Annotated in this window: 18 protein-coding genes; 9 read left to right on the plus strand and 9 right to left on the minus strand. The window is 47.7% G+C overall.

What is annotated here, in order from left to right; all coding sequences use genetic code 11:
- Window positions 1–96: 96 nt before the first annotated feature.
- Window positions 97–1,221 carry a glycosyltransferase gene (locus ACQ4M5_RS30345; protein ID WP_430679536.1) on the plus strand — a complete coding sequence of 375 codons (1,125 nt, stop codon included), beginning with the start codon at window positions 97–99 and terminating at the stop codon, window positions 1,219–1,221.
- 106 nt (window positions 1,222–1,327) lie between these two features.
- Window positions 1,328–2,077: a hypothetical protein gene (locus tag ACQ4M5_RS30350; protein WP_430679537.1), complete on the plus strand. Its 750-nt coding sequence runs from the start codon at window positions 1,328–1,330 to the stop codon at window positions 2,075–2,077.
- Here ACQ4M5_RS30350 and ACQ4M5_RS30355 read toward each other — a convergent pair.
- Window positions 2,074–2,652 (minus strand): Npun_F5749 family FMN-dependent PPOX-type flavoprotein, encoded by a 579-nt coding sequence (locus ACQ4M5_RS30355; RefSeq protein ID WP_430679538.1) that lies wholly within the window; start codon window positions 2,650–2,652, stop codon window positions 2,074–2,076. The genes ACQ4M5_RS30350 and ACQ4M5_RS30355 overlap by 4 nt on opposite strands.
- Window positions 2,653–2,709: 57 nt before the next feature.
- Between ACQ4M5_RS30355 and ACQ4M5_RS30360 the strand changes: the two genes are divergently transcribed.
- A complete protein-coding gene (locus tag ACQ4M5_RS30360) occupies window positions 2,710–3,411 on the plus strand; it encodes an esterase/lipase family protein (RefSeq protein ID WP_430679539.1) in 702 nt (233 codons plus the stop codon).
- Between the two features lie 63 nt (window positions 3,412–3,474).
- Here ACQ4M5_RS30360 and ACQ4M5_RS30365 read toward each other — a convergent pair whose 3' ends face one another.
- The 4 genes from ACQ4M5_RS30365 to ACQ4M5_RS30380 form a co-directional block, all read right to left on the minus strand.
- Window positions 3,475–4,260 (minus strand): hypothetical protein, encoded by a 786-nt coding sequence (locus ACQ4M5_RS30365; protein ID WP_430679540.1) that lies wholly within the window; start codon window positions 4,258–4,260, stop codon window positions 3,475–3,477.
- 176 nt (window positions 4,261–4,436) lie between these two features.
- A complete protein-coding gene (locus ACQ4M5_RS30370; RefSeq protein WP_430679541.1) occupies window positions 4,437–4,949 on the minus strand; it encodes a L,D-transpeptidase in 513 nt (170 codons plus the stop codon).
- 182 nt (window positions 4,950–5,131) lie between these two features.
- Window positions 5,132–5,434 carry a type II toxin-antitoxin system RelE/ParE family toxin gene (locus ACQ4M5_RS30375; RefSeq protein WP_430679542.1) on the minus strand — a complete coding sequence of 101 codons (303 nt, stop codon included), beginning with the start codon at window positions 5,432–5,434 and terminating at the stop codon, window positions 5,132–5,134.
- Window positions 5,431–5,661, minus strand: a complete 231-nt coding sequence (locus ACQ4M5_RS30380; RefSeq protein WP_430679543.1) for an addiction module protein — start codon at window positions 5,659–5,661, stop codon at window positions 5,431–5,433. Before ACQ4M5_RS30380 ends, ACQ4M5_RS30375 begins: the two co-directional genes overlap by 4 nt.
- Window positions 5,662–5,762: 101 nt before the next feature.
- Between ACQ4M5_RS30380 and ACQ4M5_RS30385 the strand changes: the two genes are divergently transcribed.
- Window positions 5,763–6,056, plus strand: a complete 294-nt coding sequence (locus ACQ4M5_RS30385) for a DUF2470 domain-containing protein (RefSeq protein ID WP_430679544.1) — start codon at window positions 5,763–5,765, stop codon at window positions 6,054–6,056.
- 90 nt (window positions 6,057–6,146) lie between these two features.
- A complete protein-coding gene (locus tag ACQ4M5_RS30390; RefSeq protein ID WP_430679545.1) occupies window positions 6,147–7,253 on the plus strand; it encodes a glycosyltransferase in 1,107 nt (368 codons plus the stop codon).
- A gap of 179 nt (window positions 7,254–7,432) precedes the next feature.
- On the opposite strand, the gene ACQ4M5_RS30395 is transcribed toward ACQ4M5_RS30390, so the two are convergent.
- From ACQ4M5_RS30395 to ACQ4M5_RS30410, 4 genes are all read right to left on the minus strand, one after another.
- A complete protein-coding gene (locus tag ACQ4M5_RS30395; RefSeq protein ID WP_430679546.1) occupies window positions 7,433–8,980 on the minus strand; it encodes a serine/threonine protein kinase in 1,548 nt (515 codons plus the stop codon).
- Window positions 8,981–9,252: 272 nt separating this feature from the next.
- Window positions 9,253–9,654: a hypothetical protein gene (locus tag ACQ4M5_RS30400; protein WP_430679547.1), complete on the minus strand. Its 402-nt coding sequence runs from the start codon at window positions 9,652–9,654 to the stop codon at window positions 9,253–9,255.
- An 80-nt stretch (window positions 9,655–9,734) separates the two neighbouring features.
- Window positions 9,735–10,025 (minus strand): hypothetical protein, encoded by a 291-nt coding sequence (locus ACQ4M5_RS30405; protein WP_430679548.1) that lies wholly within the window; start codon window positions 10,023–10,025, stop codon window positions 9,735–9,737.
- The gene (locus ACQ4M5_RS30410) at window positions 10,012–10,374 is read right to left on the minus strand and encodes a VOC family protein (RefSeq protein WP_430679549.1); all 363 of its coding nucleotides are present in this window, start codon (window positions 10,372–10,374) and stop codon (window positions 10,012–10,014) included. Before ACQ4M5_RS30410 ends, ACQ4M5_RS30405 begins: the two co-directional genes overlap by 14 nt.
- Window positions 10,375–10,450: 76 nt before the next feature.
- Here ACQ4M5_RS30410 and ACQ4M5_RS30415 point away from each other — a divergent pair, with 76 nt between their 5' ends.
- The 4 genes from ACQ4M5_RS30415 to ACQ4M5_RS30430 all read left to right on the plus strand — a co-directional run bounded on the left by ACQ4M5_RS30415 (window position 10,451) and on the right by ACQ4M5_RS30430 (window position 13,529).
- Entirely contained in the window at window positions 10,451–11,533 is a 1,083-nt protein-coding gene (locus tag ACQ4M5_RS30415; RefSeq protein WP_430679550.1) for a class I fructose-bisphosphate aldolase, read from the plus strand.
- Between the two features lie 110 nt (window positions 11,534–11,643).
- Window positions 11,644–12,816 (plus strand): pyridoxal phosphate-dependent aminotransferase, encoded by a 1,173-nt coding sequence (locus ACQ4M5_RS30420; RefSeq protein ID WP_430679551.1) that lies wholly within the window; start codon window positions 11,644–11,646, stop codon window positions 12,814–12,816.
- Between the two features lie 181 nt (window positions 12,817–12,997).
- Complete coding sequence (locus ACQ4M5_RS30425; protein ID WP_430679552.1) at window positions 12,998–13,249, plus strand: hypothetical protein; 252 nt, start codon at window positions 12,998–13,000, stop codon at window positions 13,247–13,249.
- Between the two features lie 91 nt (window positions 13,250–13,340).
- Entirely contained in the window at window positions 13,341–13,529 is a 189-nt protein-coding gene (locus ACQ4M5_RS30430; RefSeq protein WP_430679553.1) for an RNA-binding S4 domain-containing protein, read from the plus strand.
- The last annotated feature ends 35 nt before the right edge of the window (window positions 13,530–13,564 follow it).

Here is a 13,564-nt window from a genome sequence, read left to right on the forward strand (position 1 = left end):
ACTCCGATCGCGGAATATTATGTCCTAGATAGAAGCAGATCACAGTCAGGTCTGAAAAACTTTGATCAGTATTCGCGATCGCTAGGTTGAATTAGAATGTTTTGGGTTGAAATGGTGTTGGTGATCCTGATTTTGGGGTCAATTGCGTTTTATCTCGCTTGTACTTGGTTTACTGTTCAGTTCTTTTCAGAACCTCCGCCTAGTCCTGCGTTACACCAAGAGCCTGTCTCAATCTTGGTTCCGATTTGTGGACTGGATGAGGGCGCGATCGACAACTGGACTTCCCTATGCACTCAGACCTATTCCACGTATGAAGTTCTCTTTGGGGTCGTTGACTCGAACGATCCAGCGATTCCAGTGCTGCATCAATTACAGGTGCAGTTTCCCGATTTGGTACAGGTGTGTGTTGGGCTTCCGCCTCGTGGAATTAACCACAAAGATAGTACGCTGAGCTATTTGTTAGAGAGAACAAAGTACGAAACTTTAATCTTTGTTGATAGTGATATTCGAGTTCAGCCTGATTATATTCAAACCGTCACCGCACCGCTTGATCGAGTGGATGTTGTGACTTGTGCGTATATCGGGCATAATCCGCAATTTTTCCCCTCTGCGATCGCATCTTTAGGACGCTGTTGCGATTTTATTCCTGGTGCTTTAATTGCACGAGCCATCGATCGAGGATTACAGTTTGCTATTGGAGTGACGATCGCGGTTCGTAAAACGACTTTGATGGATTTTGGTGGGCTGCAACTGAATCGAATTGGCTCTGATCATAATCTGGGAAAGCGAGCAGCAAAGGCGGGCTACAAAGTAGAACTCTCGCAGCTTGTTCTCGAATCCGATACCGGGAAAGAAAGTCTCAATGACTTATTCCAGCGTGAGTTGCGCTGGTCGAGAACCATTCGATTTAATAAAGGTAATATTTACTACACAATGATTTTTTGCTACGGAACTGCATTTTGTCTCCCGTTGCTATTAATTTCTAATTTTTCAACTTGGGCGATCGCGCTTTCATCCGTAGTCTATGTGATTCGTTATACCCAGGCTTTGACTGCGATATTCAATATGAAGAGTCTAGATCTATTGCGTTGGGTATGGGCATTGCCATTTCGAGATGCCTTGAGTTTAGTAATTTGGGCAATGGGTGGAGTTGGTCGAAATGCTTACTGGAGAGGGCGCAAACTGCGAATCGAAGGCGATGGAATTATTCAGCAGATTTAAGGGTTTGAACTGCTTTTGAAGCTTTCATCAAGAAACGGGGAAATCGAACAATTCAGCGATCGCTCTGTGCTAAAAATTAATCCATGTCCCAGGTAGGAAAAGTGCAATGTTTGGCTTAACCAAATCACGTGCGATCGTTTTAGGAGTGTCTGGAGTTGTTCTAGCTGGTGCACTCAGTCCGCTGGCGAGTCGAGTGATCGCTCAAGTTCCTCCCCCCCCGATCGAGCCAATTCCTGCGGCTCCACCCCCTCCGATCACCCCTGATATTCCCGCAGATCCGCTATTTCCTACAATGCCAGGAGTTCCGGTCAGACCCTCGGTGCTCACTCCCCCCATCCCTAGATCCCCTGTGATTCGCCGTCCGACTCGCCGAATCCCAATCGAACCTGTTCCGATGCCAGGCGATCGACCTCAAACCCTGCCGCCCTTACCTGCCACTCCTGATCTACGAACCATGCCAGGACCTTCAGGTGGTCTCAGCGGTGTTACGGGCAGAATCACGCTCACTCCCATCTGTTCGATCACGGCTCCCGCTGCGGCTTGTGCGCCCCGTCCATACACTGGAATGATTAAGATCTCGACCGCTGCCCGCGATCGTGTGATTCGTCTCTTTGTCGGTGAAGGGGGCGAGTTCCGACTTGCTTTAGCGCCAGGACTGTACGTGGTTGAACCGGATGGCACAAATTTCCCGATCGGTACTCGTCAGACTTTCAGTGTGGTTAGTAGTGTGATGCGTCAGATGGAGTTTGATTTCCAAGGGACTGTAACGCCACCCCCTCCAGGGGCAGCGGCTCCGGGTGCTCCAGGCGCAGCGGCTCCGGGTGCTCCAGGCGCAGCGGCTCCAGCAGCTCCTTAAGGATTTATCTCTTCAACGATCCAGCCTGTCTCCTTGAGATGGTACTGATATCGATTCTGAGGGTCGCCTCGCAACTCCAAATGATCTACTTCGGTTGGTTCAAGGAGGAGCAGACAAAACTGCTCAAGCGGCTCAGTTTGGCTTGGCGCAGGAGGAGAAAAGGTTTCGGCTTCTGCGCGAGACTGTCCTGGATGTGCCCAAGCGAATTGGATTCTGGCACTGTCTGAGAGTTCTTGCCAAATTTGTTGACGTGCTTTTTGGAGCTTCTCATCTGGATTAGCGCGATCGATTAAACTCAATTTTCCAGCAAACCGAAACTGTTCACGAGTATTGGGAAAGTACCAGCAAACCTCTGCCCAAGGACAGTATGCGATTTGTTTTGGCTTCTCGCTGCGATCGTCGGTGACAAACTTTAGCTGATTCGTGTCTTCCAGAAAGCCTCGAAACACGATCGTGCGATTCGCAGGTTTTCCATCTGGGCGAACGGTCGCGAGTTGAACATATCGAGCGTGGGGGAGCGATCGATTACGGTGAAGGGCACGAGCGAGAATCGATCTCCAAGGAGCAAGAGACATAAGCAAATCCAACAAATGCTTTAAGATCCTAGCTGAAGCGTTTGTTTTCTTCGAGTTATGGCATTGCCAACTGTAATTTTGCCGGGGTATCTTGCGAGTGCGATCGACTATCGCGAAATGCAGCAAACTCTAATTGACTTTGGAATCCCGGCAGTAACCGTGCCTTTAGTCAAACGAGACTGGCTACCGACCTTGGGAGGGCGATCAGTCTTGCCGATTTTGGAAGCGCTCGATCGAACCGTTCAAGAAGTGCGTCAGACTTACAATTCTGAAAAGATCAATCTCGTTGGACATTCGGCAGGCGGATGGATCGCACGAATTTATTTAGGTGAGAAAGCTTACGACGTGCATGGCATGGTGAGCGATCGAACTTACGTTTGGCAAGCTCATCAATTCGTTTCCACGCTCTGCACTCTCGGAACTCCACAAACGAGCTACGAGCGTTGGACACTGAAGAATTTGAACTTTGTGAATTTCACTTATCCCGGCGCGTTTTATCCACAGGTTAAATACGTCTGTGTAGCGGGAAGGTCAATTTTCGGAGCGCGTCGATTCGGTCAATGGTTAGCGTATAGCAGCTATCAATTAACGGGTGGACGCGGCGATGTATGGGGAGATGGCATTACCCCAATCGAGGCGGCTCACCTCGAAGGCGCGGAGAATCTAATCTATGAAGGGGTGGGGCATTCTCCTCGATCGCTAGGTCGCTGGTATGGCTCCCCTGAAATCATTCAGCAATGGGCGACTCATCTTACATAAATTACATAAATAAAGGGGGATGCGTTGAACATCCCCCTTCTGAATCACGTCACTTTACCACATTTACCACAGGGCACGAACGCCGCCAGAGGTTCCGCCTGATGTCCCACTATCATCAGTATTCGATGGAGTGGTTGTCGAGGGAACGGTAGAGTCTGGTGTCGTCGTGGACGGAGTGGTATTTTGCTCTGGAGTTGTAGAGGGAACTGACGTATCTGGAGTGGTGTTCGAGGGAACTGAGGTGTCCGGAGTCGTTGTGCTCGGAGTCGTTTCAGTTGGCGAAGTTGGAATGGTGCTCGGTGTCGTTTCAGTCGGCGAAGTTGGAATGGTGCTCGGTGTCGTCTGAGTGGTTCCAGAAGGCTCAGTTGGTACAACGACATCACCAGAAGGGCTGGGAGTAGTTGTGGGTGAACTGGGGCTACTGGTCTCAGGTGTAGTTTGGCTCGGACTTTGAATAGTACTTGGAGTCGTGGGCGTAGTCTGCGGCGTGATCGTCGATGGAGTCTGAGAGGTCGTTGAATCGCTGGGAGTAGCAGCACTAGGAGTCGTCAGCGAGGAGTCAGATGAAACCGAGGATGCCCGATTGTACGGAGCTTCGTTAAAAATACTTGGATTGGGGTTGACTCCTGCCAATGAGGGAGTCGAACTTCGGGGCGTATTGCTCACCGAAGGACTCATTGGCATCGAAGCATCTGGAGTCGCCTGCGCGAGAGTGCGGCTATAAGGAGCTTCACTAAAAATGCTTGGGTTCGGATTTAGCGGAGATTGTGCCATTGCAGGCAACGAGAGCAACGATCCAAAGCTGGTAACAACGATCGTACCTGCGAATTTTCTAATCTTTCCGTTCATCGGTCTCTCCCTTGTTGAATATTGACAAGTCCGGTTTTCTGATAGAAACCACCGAATAGGCGGAAGCGAGAATCCGATTTGGACTCACGACCACAGGTTGCAGTTTAGGGAGTGTTGATCCCGAAAAGGCTCCCCCTGTGGTTCGATTTGTTTGTAGGCGAAATTTCCTAGGAGAGTTAATTTTTCACAATTACTTCTGTCCCTAGGCTGACTTTGCCGAATAGTTCTTCTACATCGCGGTTGTACATGCGAATACAGCCGTGGGATGCGGCAGTGCCAACGGATTCGGGGTTTGGAGTGCCATGAAATCCGATCCAGTTTTTGCCATCTGTCCAGAATCCGATCCAGTGTCGTCCGAGTGGATTTTCAGGATCGCCGCCTGGAATTTTGGAGCCGTTGAGCGGATGAATCCATTCGGGGTCGCGAATTTTTTGTTTGATGGTGAAGTTGCCCGTTGGGGTTTCCCAGCCCGGTTTTCCGACTGCGATCGGATAACTTTTGACTTTACGATCGCCTTGATATAGGGTGACTCGTCGTTGCCTCAGTCGAATCTCTAATCTCAACGGTTGTTTGGTTGGCTCTGAGGCTCGGACAGGTTGAGCGATCGGCTTTGAAAAACTGGGTTGGGGGCTGAAAAAGGTTGCACAGGTTAGTAAGACTCCTACACACCAGACTGTTTTTCGCTGCATCGGTTGCTAGGACAAAACTACATTCAAGACCAAACCAGATCGCGATCGACAGGTTCATCTGTCAAAGGGGGGAGGTTCGATCGCGTTTCATCATCTTGTTGGCTTGCTCGAACTGATGTTGTTGGATCGGTTTAATTTCAATAATCGATTCAAAGCATTAGTTTCGGGCTAATTTCAAAGCGTTATTCTGGCTGTCGTCTTCTCCAATAATCCGGTCTACGCTTGGCATGAGCGATCGCAACAACCCAAATGTATTCCTCAAACTCTGCATAGAAAATGAGGAAAGGAAAGCGTTGCATTCTGTACCGTCGCAATCCTATATCTTTGTAAGCTGCCGCTATCTTCGGGTTTTGCTGAATTTTGTCGATCGCTTGTTCTACCTCGACCAAGAAATCCAGTCCTAGTCCAACTTGTTGATTTTCGTAGTAGGAAATAGCGCTGTCTAATTCTGCGATCGCTTCGCTATGAAGAATAACAGGCTTCACGAGTACTTCTCTCTCAATTGAGTGAAGACCTGTTCAGCAGGTTGACTGGAAGCCGTTCCGTTCTGAATATCTTGCATTCTTCGGATTAGCTCCGCGTCCCAAGTACTTTCTACATCCTCATCGACTTCCTCATCAAGAGAGTGAATCAGAAAAGAAGCAAGTTCCGCACGTTCTTTAGTGGAAAGCTGAGAAAGCTCAATCTTCAGTTTTTCTGCTGTTTCGGTCATGCTTAAGTACCCTTGCTTAGATTTTTTGAATTCGATGGTCTAACACTGAATTTAGCAGATTGGATTGCGATATCATCGGGATCAGTGCATGGGAGAGAATTATGTCTGAATCCGTCAGTGAAGCCTTTTCGCCTGCGGTGAGCGATCGCATTTGTAGTCACATGAATAAAGACCACAGTGATTCAGTGCTGGTCTACGTGCAGCATTTTGGCAAAGTGAAGGATGCAACCGCTGCTGAGATGAAATCGATCGATGAAAAAGGCATGGATCTATTGGCACAGGTGAATGCAGAAACGGTTCCGGTGCGCGTGAACTTCGATCGAACGTTGAAAGATGCCAAAGAAGCTCATATTATTCTCGTGGAAATGCTGAAGCGCGTTCGACCGAGCGATTAATTGTGCGATCGAGCCTGTCATTTGGGCATTTAAAGAGAGGGTAATCTGATGCTCTTCTGGGCGAACTGCGGTTCGCCCTTTTTCCTGTTTATGCCCCAAACTAATCACGTTTTTGTTTTTATCCAAGTCTTCTCGTGTGAAGGCGGAATCCAGTCTTACGTTAAAGATATTTTGCAAGCTTATTCGCAATTAGATAGCACTGCGGATGTGTTTCTATTGCGGGATGATGCAACGGTTCAGAATCCATTCGTTTCGGAGCGATTTCGGTTTCACTACTGTAAAGCTCGATCGCCAATGCTGGGACGGATCAAATTAGCGATCGAGCTTTTCACTCATCTCCTCACCCATCGCCCAGAGCGAGTCTTTTGCGGTCATATTCTGCTGGCTCCGTTAGTCGAAATGCTCTGTAAGCCGTTGGGAATTCCTTATACGGTTTTGACCTATGGGAAAGAAGTTTGGGAGCCCTTACCGGGTCGGAAACAGAAAGCAGTGCAGAATGCCGATCGGATCTGGGCAATTAGTCGGTATTCCCGCGATCGAGCTTGTGAAGCGAATGGAATTGCACGGGATAAAGTTGATTTTCTTTTTTGTGCGGTGGATGGAACAGTCTTTCAACCCCAAGCGAAAGATCCAGAACTCTTGCAGAGATATGAGCTTGAGAATTGTAAGGTTTTAATGACCGTGGCGCGATTGTGGTCGGGTGATCCTTATAAGGGCGTTGATGTCACGATTCGGGCTTTGCCGCAAATTCTGAAAGTCTTTCCAGACGTAAAGTATTTGGTGATTGGGCGGGGAGATGATCAGCCCCGACTTGCGGGACTTGCAGAAGACTTGGGAATTAGCGATCGAGTCGTCTTTGCTGGATTTGTTGCGACTGAAGAACTGCCGAAACATTACTGTCTAGCGGATGCGTATGTGATGCCGTCTCAAGAAGGATTTGGCATTGTCTATCTAGAAGCAATGGCTTGTGGAGTTCCGGTACTGTCGGGAGATGCAGATGGATCGGCTGATCCGCTGCAAGATGGGCGATTTGGCTGGCAAGTGCCGCATCGTGACCCGGATAAAGTCGCGATCGCATGTGTCGAAATGCTCAAGGGTGAAGACCAACGCTGTAAGGGTGCGTGGTTGCGTCGAGAAAGCCTTGCGATCTTTGATAAACCTGCTTTTGTGCAGCGATTGAAAGAGCTTGTGAGTTAGGGGTTTGGATTAAATAAACCCGAACTTTTGCCCTAGCGAATAGAATTCGCGGCTAGACAAACGAAGTCCGCCGAACGCGGACTAACAGCCAGTTTCTTAACCCGCAACGGCGGGTTTTGTCTGTGTAGGTGCGAATTCTATTCGCCAAGCAAACGTTCGGAGTGATTCAATTTACATTTCTAGGTCAAAGCTTTGATTGATGGAGTGCGAATTAGATCCTCGATCACCTTGGGCTTGATTTTCTCGAACTCAGCTTTGAGCAGATCCTTACTGATGGCAGCTTTGCCCATTGATGCCCAAGTTTGACTGGCTAACATCCATTCGAGAAGTTGCGATCGCTGCATCGATGAAAGCTGAAGTGGCATGACATAAGCGCAATGATGGGGATCTTCGATCGCAAAAAACAGAATGTAGTAACTCTGTTTATCGATCAATAATCGCGTCAGCTTTTGACCTTGATCCGTCTTTAAATCGAGAAAACACTTGAGCCAGCGGGGATTGCCGTCCTTGTGCTGCAACTGATTGTAGAGTGCTGTCACCCACATAATGACGGGATGCGGCGATTGGCTACACAAAAACGTTTTGAAAAACTGGTTGTACAGCTTGCCAATCTGAATATTTTCAATTTCTTGTTGCGGCAGCATGACCCAGATTGTGGCTGAAGTTTCTCGCTTGGTTTCGAGAATGTGGGGGAAGACAATTTGCGCGATCGGTTTGTCTCTGGGCCAAGTCGTTAACTGACACGCTTCATCTGGAGAAAGATCATCTTCTTTTCGAGGCGGCGTTACGACAGGTCTTCTAAGAAGCGCTTCTCCAATGCGATGACTAATCTGGCGAGTGGCATTGTAACGCTGTTCTAAAGGTTCTAACGCCTTGAGAATTTCATCGATCGTTTGCGGACGATCTTGTGGCATTTTTTCCAGACAACTCATCACCAAGGTTTCTAAAACCTTGGGCACTTTTGCGTTTGGATTGAGTTCTGAAATGCTGTGAGGTGGCTGGAAATGATGAGTTTTATACCAGCTACCAAAAGAGTGTGTATCTGCTTGCAAAGGCATTTTTCCAGTTAGCATCTCGAAGAACATAATGCCTAAACTGTAAATGTCCGATCGAGAATCGAGTTCCCGTCCTTCCATTTGTTCTGGAGACGAATAAGCGAGCGTTCCCATGTAGGAACTCGTCTGGCTTCCATCCGATTGCAGCAGTTTGGAAATCCCGAAGTCGAGAATCTTGACTAACTCTCCGTAGCCTGAATCTTGCGTGACTAGAATATTGCTCGGTTTGATGTCGCGGTGAATGATCGGATAGAGCGTGCCATCGATCGTAATTCCGTGATGGGCGCATTGAATTCCGCTGCAAAGCTGCCGCGCTAAGTTGAGAAATCGAGGTAACGGAAGATTTTGAGCGCTAATCACCTCGCTCAAACTATTGCCCTCTAAGTATTCCATTACGTAGTAGGGCACTTCTTGGTCATCTACGCCATAGTCCATGACGCGGACAATGTGCATACTTTTGGTGCTAAGGAGGGCGCAAGTCCGGGCTTCACTGCGGAAGCGATCGCGCATTTTTCGAGTCAGCAAGGTCTGGGACAGGAACTTCACCGCAACGACTACGCCGCCTAAGAGAATGTCTTCTGCTTTGTACACTTGTCCCATTGCACCACGCCCGATCAATTCGGCGAGTTGGTAGCGATTTGAAAGCAGTTGTCCAATTCTAGGGTCAGTCATGTGCTGAGGAAGTCAAGGAACAGATGGGTTCAGTATGGACACTTGAGGCTTTGAAGTAACTTTATAAAGATGGGTTTCGATTTCCGTAGGATTGCAGGGTGAGGATGGGGGAGTGATTTGGGTGCTGGAATGGTATTGAGGTCAGAGCGATCGGGGGAGTGCCTCAAACGAAGCAAAAACTCCTAACAAATTCACCTGCTCGATCGTTTCCACAATAAAAAAGGACACAGGATTCCCCCATGCCCTAAAGCCGATCGCACTTTAATCGATCGCTAATTTACCAACAGCGTCTTACCATTCTTCTCAACCGTCAGTGGAGGTAACACTTCGGGTACAGGTTGCGCCGCCACCTTCGATCGCTTCCGATTCGACCCACCCGCTTTCGAGTATTCGATGCTGGATTTGCCGTATTTGGTCGCGACACCGCTCAACATTCGTTCCGACATTTCGGAAAGCGCTTTCTCGGTTTGTTCGAGTTTCGTCCGCGCTTCATCAACTTTCGAGAGCAGCGTATTGTAGGTTTCCAGAGAAAGGCGTGCTTGTTCTGTTAGCCCAGCGTAGGTACTAACCGTGAGTCCGTATCCGAGATCTAGATTTTCATCGATCGATTTAAGCAAAGCCAAGCGACGTTGAGCTTTATCGACAGCAGAAGACCCACGAGTTTTTAATGCCATGAAGATCACCATCTGAGTAATTTATTTCTTCTCTAAGCTAGTTTCAATCTCTTTCCAATGAGATTCGTATTTCTATTTATTTATGCGGTTCTGAATTTAAAGCTTTCGTGTAATTCAGATAGATTTGTCTTCACATACGGAGGCGAAATCGAAAAGACACCTCTCGAAATCACAAATGCACTTCCAAAAATAGAAAGTGGAGATGCCGAAATCGAAAAGACACCTCTCGAAATCACAAATGCACTTCCAAAAATAGAAAGTGGAGATGCCAAAACGTAAATTAGAGGTTTCAAAACAACAAATGGAGATGCCGAAATTAAAAACGTATCTCTCGATCGAGCAAATGCACGTTCTAATTCAACGTGGCTCATACAAAATAATGCGATTGCCGTCTGGATCGTAGGCGTATGCCTCTCGTCCATGTGAAACCGATCGAATTTCTCCAATATGCGCTTCGGATTCGAGATGCGCTATCGCTTTATCTAAATCTTCAATCTGAACGCATAAACTCACCGCTGGAAATAATGTAATCGGCGCTTTTTCGGGCGACTCTTCCACGGTCGGGCGATAAATTCCTAGTCGGAGTCCAGTCGTTTCAAACTCTGCGTATTTCTCAGGTGCGAAAATTTGCGGCTCTTGTTGGAATAAATGACGATAAAAATTCACCGATCGATCAAACTCGACTGCCGCGATCGTTGCCCAAGCTTTCTGGATTTTCATAAAAATACTCTTATGGACATAAGCCATTTTTAACCAAAACGTTAGATTGAATGAGAACAGTATTGAGGAAACTGCGATGACCGCTACACTCTCTGCGCCTCAGTCAGTCACATCTTGGTTAGGTGATGAAGGCGAAGATTTGCTGACCTTCAAGGCGAAAGTTTCTAAGGATTTACTGCACTTGCCGGGACCGGACTTTCTCGATCGTATTTTTCTGCAAAGCGATCGCTCTCCCCAAGTGCTGCGGAGTTTGCGCCAACTCTATTCATTCGGACGTTTGGCGAATACGGGTTACATTTCGATCTTGCCTGTGGATCAGGGGATTGAACACTCGGCGGGTGCTTCGTTTGCTCCGAATCCGATTTATTTTGATAGCGAAAACATTATCAAATTAGCGATCGAAGCGGGCTGTAATGCAGTCGCAACCACGCTCGGTGTTTTGGGCAGTGTTTCGCGCAAATATGCTCACAAAATTCCGTTTATCGTCAAAATCAATCACAATGAACTGCTTACCGTTCCGAATCAATATGATCAGGTGATGTTTGCCTCGATCGAACAAGCTTGGAACCTTGGAGCCGTTGCAGTGGGCGCGACGATTTATTTTGGTTCTGAGAGTTCAACTCGCCAAATTCAGGAAGTCAGTCAAGCGTTTGCACTCGCACATGAGTATGGAATGGCAACGATTCTTTGGTGCTATTTGCGAAATGATGCCTTCAAGCAAGACAAAGACTATCATTTGGCAGCCGACTTGACCGGACAGGCGAATCATTTGGGAGTCACGATCGAAGCGGATATCATCAAGCAAAAACTGCCTGAAATCAATAATGGATATGCCGCAGTCGCGAAAGCAACCGGAAAGAGTTATGGAAAAACTGATCCAAAGATGTACAGCGATTTGACGACTGATCACCCGATCGATCTCACTCGCTACCAAGTTCTGAACTGCTATGCAGGACGGGCAGGATTGATTAACTCCGGTGGCGCATCCGGTAAGAACGATTTTGCGGAAGCAATTCGGACGGCTGTGGTCAACAAACGTGCAGGAGGAACCGGACTAATTTCGGGACGGAAGACCTTCCAGCGACCGTTTGATGAGGGAGTCAAACTGTTTAATGCGATCCAAGATGTTTATCTATCTCCAGAGATTACGATCGCATAAAAGATACCTGAAATCTTAGGGTTTAATTTCCGGGGATCACGATAGAATCTAAATCCTGATCAGGGTACTTTCGTGGTTCCCGATTTAACCTTCGCATTCTGAACATTGACATGAAACTGGCAGCACGAGTAAGTCAGGTTACGCCTTCTCTCACCCTTGCAATCGATGCAAAAGCAAAAGCAATGAAACGAGAAGGCATTGATATCTGTAGCTTTAGCGCAGGTGAACCTGATTTTGATACGCCAGAGCATATTAAGCAAGCTGCCTCGGACGCGCTCAAGCAAGGTAAAACTCGCTACGGTCCTGCTGCTGGAGAACCCTTATTGCGAGAAGCGATCGCATCGAAACTTCATCGCGAGAATCATCTTACTTATCAACCGGAAAATATCATCGTGACGAATGGCGGCAAACATTCGCTCTATAACTTGATGATGGCAATGATCGATCCGGGCGACGAGGTGATTATTCCGGCTCCTTATTGGGTGAGCTATCCCGAAATGGTGAAACTTGCAGGTGGAACACCGATCGTTGTGAAAGCCACCGCAGAAACACAGTTCAAAATTACACCCGACCAACTGAGACAAGCGATCACAGAAAAGACAAAGCTGTTTATTCTCAATTCCCCCTCGAATCCGACGGGAATGGTTTACACACCGGATGAGATTCGCGCGATCGCAGAAGTGATCGCCGAAAAGCAAATCTATGTCGTTTCTGATGAAATTTACGAGCGCTTACTGTACGACGGTGCAGAGCATTTAAGTATTGCGGCGGCAAGTCCAGAAGTATTCGATCGTACAATCATCAGTCATGGATTTGCCAAAGCCTATTCGATGACCGGATGGCGTGTGGGATATTTAGCGGGCAATGTGGATTTGATCAAAGCTGCAAGTAAAATTCAGGGACATAGCACCTCGAATGTTTGCACATTTGCTCAATATGGCGCGATCGCGGCTTATGAAGATCCACGATCGAATGAATCGGTCGAACTGATGCGACAAGCATTCGCAGAACGACGACAAGCGATTTTTGATTTAGTTAGTGCAATTCCAGGATTAAGCTGTGAAAAGCCTGATGGCGCGTTTTATCTCATGGTCGATATCAGCAAGCTTGGGAAAGGTTCTTTAGAGTTCTGTGATGGCTTATTGACCGAACAGAAAGTCGCGGCGATTCCAGGAATTGCGTTTGATGCGGATGATCATATCCGGATGTCTTACGCCACGGATATGGCAACGATCGAGAAAGGCATCGATCGATTAGCGACCTTTGTGAAATCGAAACTGTGATAGCGGTGGGGAGTAGGGAGTGGGGAGATAGAAAACAACGTTGAGATTGGTCAATTTTTTCGACAGCATCAGCGGAATAAGAAACTCACCCCCCACTCCCTACTTTCCCACTTCCTACCTCCTCCTGATACTTCTTGCACCTCTTTGCCCATACTGAACCTGTCCTGTTTGGTCAACTCAGATGCCTAGAACGCCCACCGAATTTTCAGTCCATATCATGATGGAAGGCGGACATCGCGAAGAAGTGCGATTCCCAACAATTCAAGACTTTCAAAAATGGTACAGCGGTGAACTGATGCCAAAAGCCGCTTCAGAAGATTTCATCAGTGTCCCGATTAAAAATGTGCAAGGCGAATACATGGTCGTCCGTCCGGCACGAGTCGTTAGCCTGCGAGTTGAGCCAGTGTTTGCAGGAAGCGTCGATCGCTATTAATCAAGTTTGATATTCTCCGGTGCGTAGGGTCTTTTCAAGGCTCTGCGCTTTTTTTCAGCTACGATCGAATCAGACGATCATTGCGAAATCTATGCAGGAAGACACGATTAAATTAGACCAGTTTTTGAAGCTTCAAGGCTTGACGCAGACCGGAGGACAGGCAAAAATGCTGATTCAATCCGGGGAAGTGCGCGTCAATGGAACGGTAGAAACGCGACGAGGACGCAAATTAGTTAAGGGCGATCGAGTAACGACTTTGGGCGAAACGATCGAAGTCTAACCAAAATGAGATGGACGATTGCGCTTTGTAAAGGA

It is taken from the genome of Leptolyngbya sp. AN10 (assembly GCF_050565645.1).
In the GTDB taxonomy this organism is placed as follows: domain Bacteria; phylum Cyanobacteriota; class Cyanobacteriia; order Leptolyngbyales; family Leptolyngbyaceae; genus Leptolyngbya.

Coding starts and splice junctions, on each gene's coding strand:
- ACQ4M5_RS30410 (WP_430679549.1), bottom strand. CDS start 10,374: ATGAAAATCCAGAAAGCTTGGGCAACGATCGCGGCAGTCGAGTTTGAT.
- ACQ4M5_RS30425 (WP_430679552.1), top strand. CDS start 12,998: ATGCCTAGAACGCCCACCGAATTTTCAGTCCATATCATGATGGAAGGC.
- ACQ4M5_RS30380 (WP_430679543.1), bottom strand. CDS start 5,661: ATGACCGAAACAGCAGAAAAACTGAAGATTGAGCTTTCTCAGCTTTCC.
- ACQ4M5_RS30405 (WP_430679548.1), bottom strand. CDS start 10,025: ATGAGCCACGTTGAATTAGAACGTGCATTTGCTCGATCGAGAGATACG.
- ACQ4M5_RS30385 (WP_430679544.1), top strand. CDS start 5,763: ATGTCTGAATCCGTCAGTGAAGCCTTTTCGCCTGCGGTGAGCGATCGC.
- ACQ4M5_RS30365 (WP_430679540.1), bottom strand. CDS start 4,260: ATGAACGGAAAGATTAGAAAATTCGCAGGTACGATCGTTGTTACCAGC.
- ACQ4M5_RS30370 (WP_430679541.1), bottom strand. CDS start 4,949: ATGCAGCGAAAAACAGTCTGGTGTGTAGGAGTCTTACTAACCTGTGCA.
- ACQ4M5_RS30420 (WP_430679551.1), top strand. CDS start 11,644: ATGAAACTGGCAGCACGAGTAAGTCAGGTTACGCCTTCTCTCACCCTT.
- ACQ4M5_RS30345 (WP_430679536.1), top strand. CDS start 97: ATGTTTTGGGTTGAAATGGTGTTGGTGATCCTGATTTTGGGGTCAATT.
- ACQ4M5_RS30360 (WP_430679539.1), top strand. CDS start 2,710: ATGGCATTGCCAACTGTAATTTTGCCGGGGTATCTTGCGAGTGCGATC.
- ACQ4M5_RS30415 (WP_430679550.1), top strand. CDS start 10,451: ATGACCGCTACACTCTCTGCGCCTCAGTCAGTCACATCTTGGTTAGGT.
- ACQ4M5_RS30350 (WP_430679537.1), top strand. CDS start 1,328: ATGTTTGGCTTAACCAAATCACGTGCGATCGTTTTAGGAGTGTCTGGA.
- ACQ4M5_RS30395 (WP_430679546.1), bottom strand. CDS start 8,980: ATGACTGACCCTAGAATTGGACAACTGCTTTCAAATCGCTACCAACTC.
- ACQ4M5_RS30400 (WP_430679547.1), bottom strand. CDS start 9,654: ATGGCATTAAAAACTCGTGGGTCTTCTGCTGTCGATAAAGCTCAACGT.
- ACQ4M5_RS30430 (WP_430679553.1), top strand. CDS start 13,341: ATGCAGGAAGACACGATTAAATTAGACCAGTTTTTGAAGCTTCAAGGC.
- ACQ4M5_RS30355 (WP_430679538.1), bottom strand. CDS start 2,652: ATGTCTCTTGCTCCTTGGAGATCGATTCTCGCTCGTGCCCTTCACCGT.
- ACQ4M5_RS30390 (WP_430679545.1), top strand. CDS start 6,147: ATGCCCCAAACTAATCACGTTTTTGTTTTTATCCAAGTCTTCTCGTGT.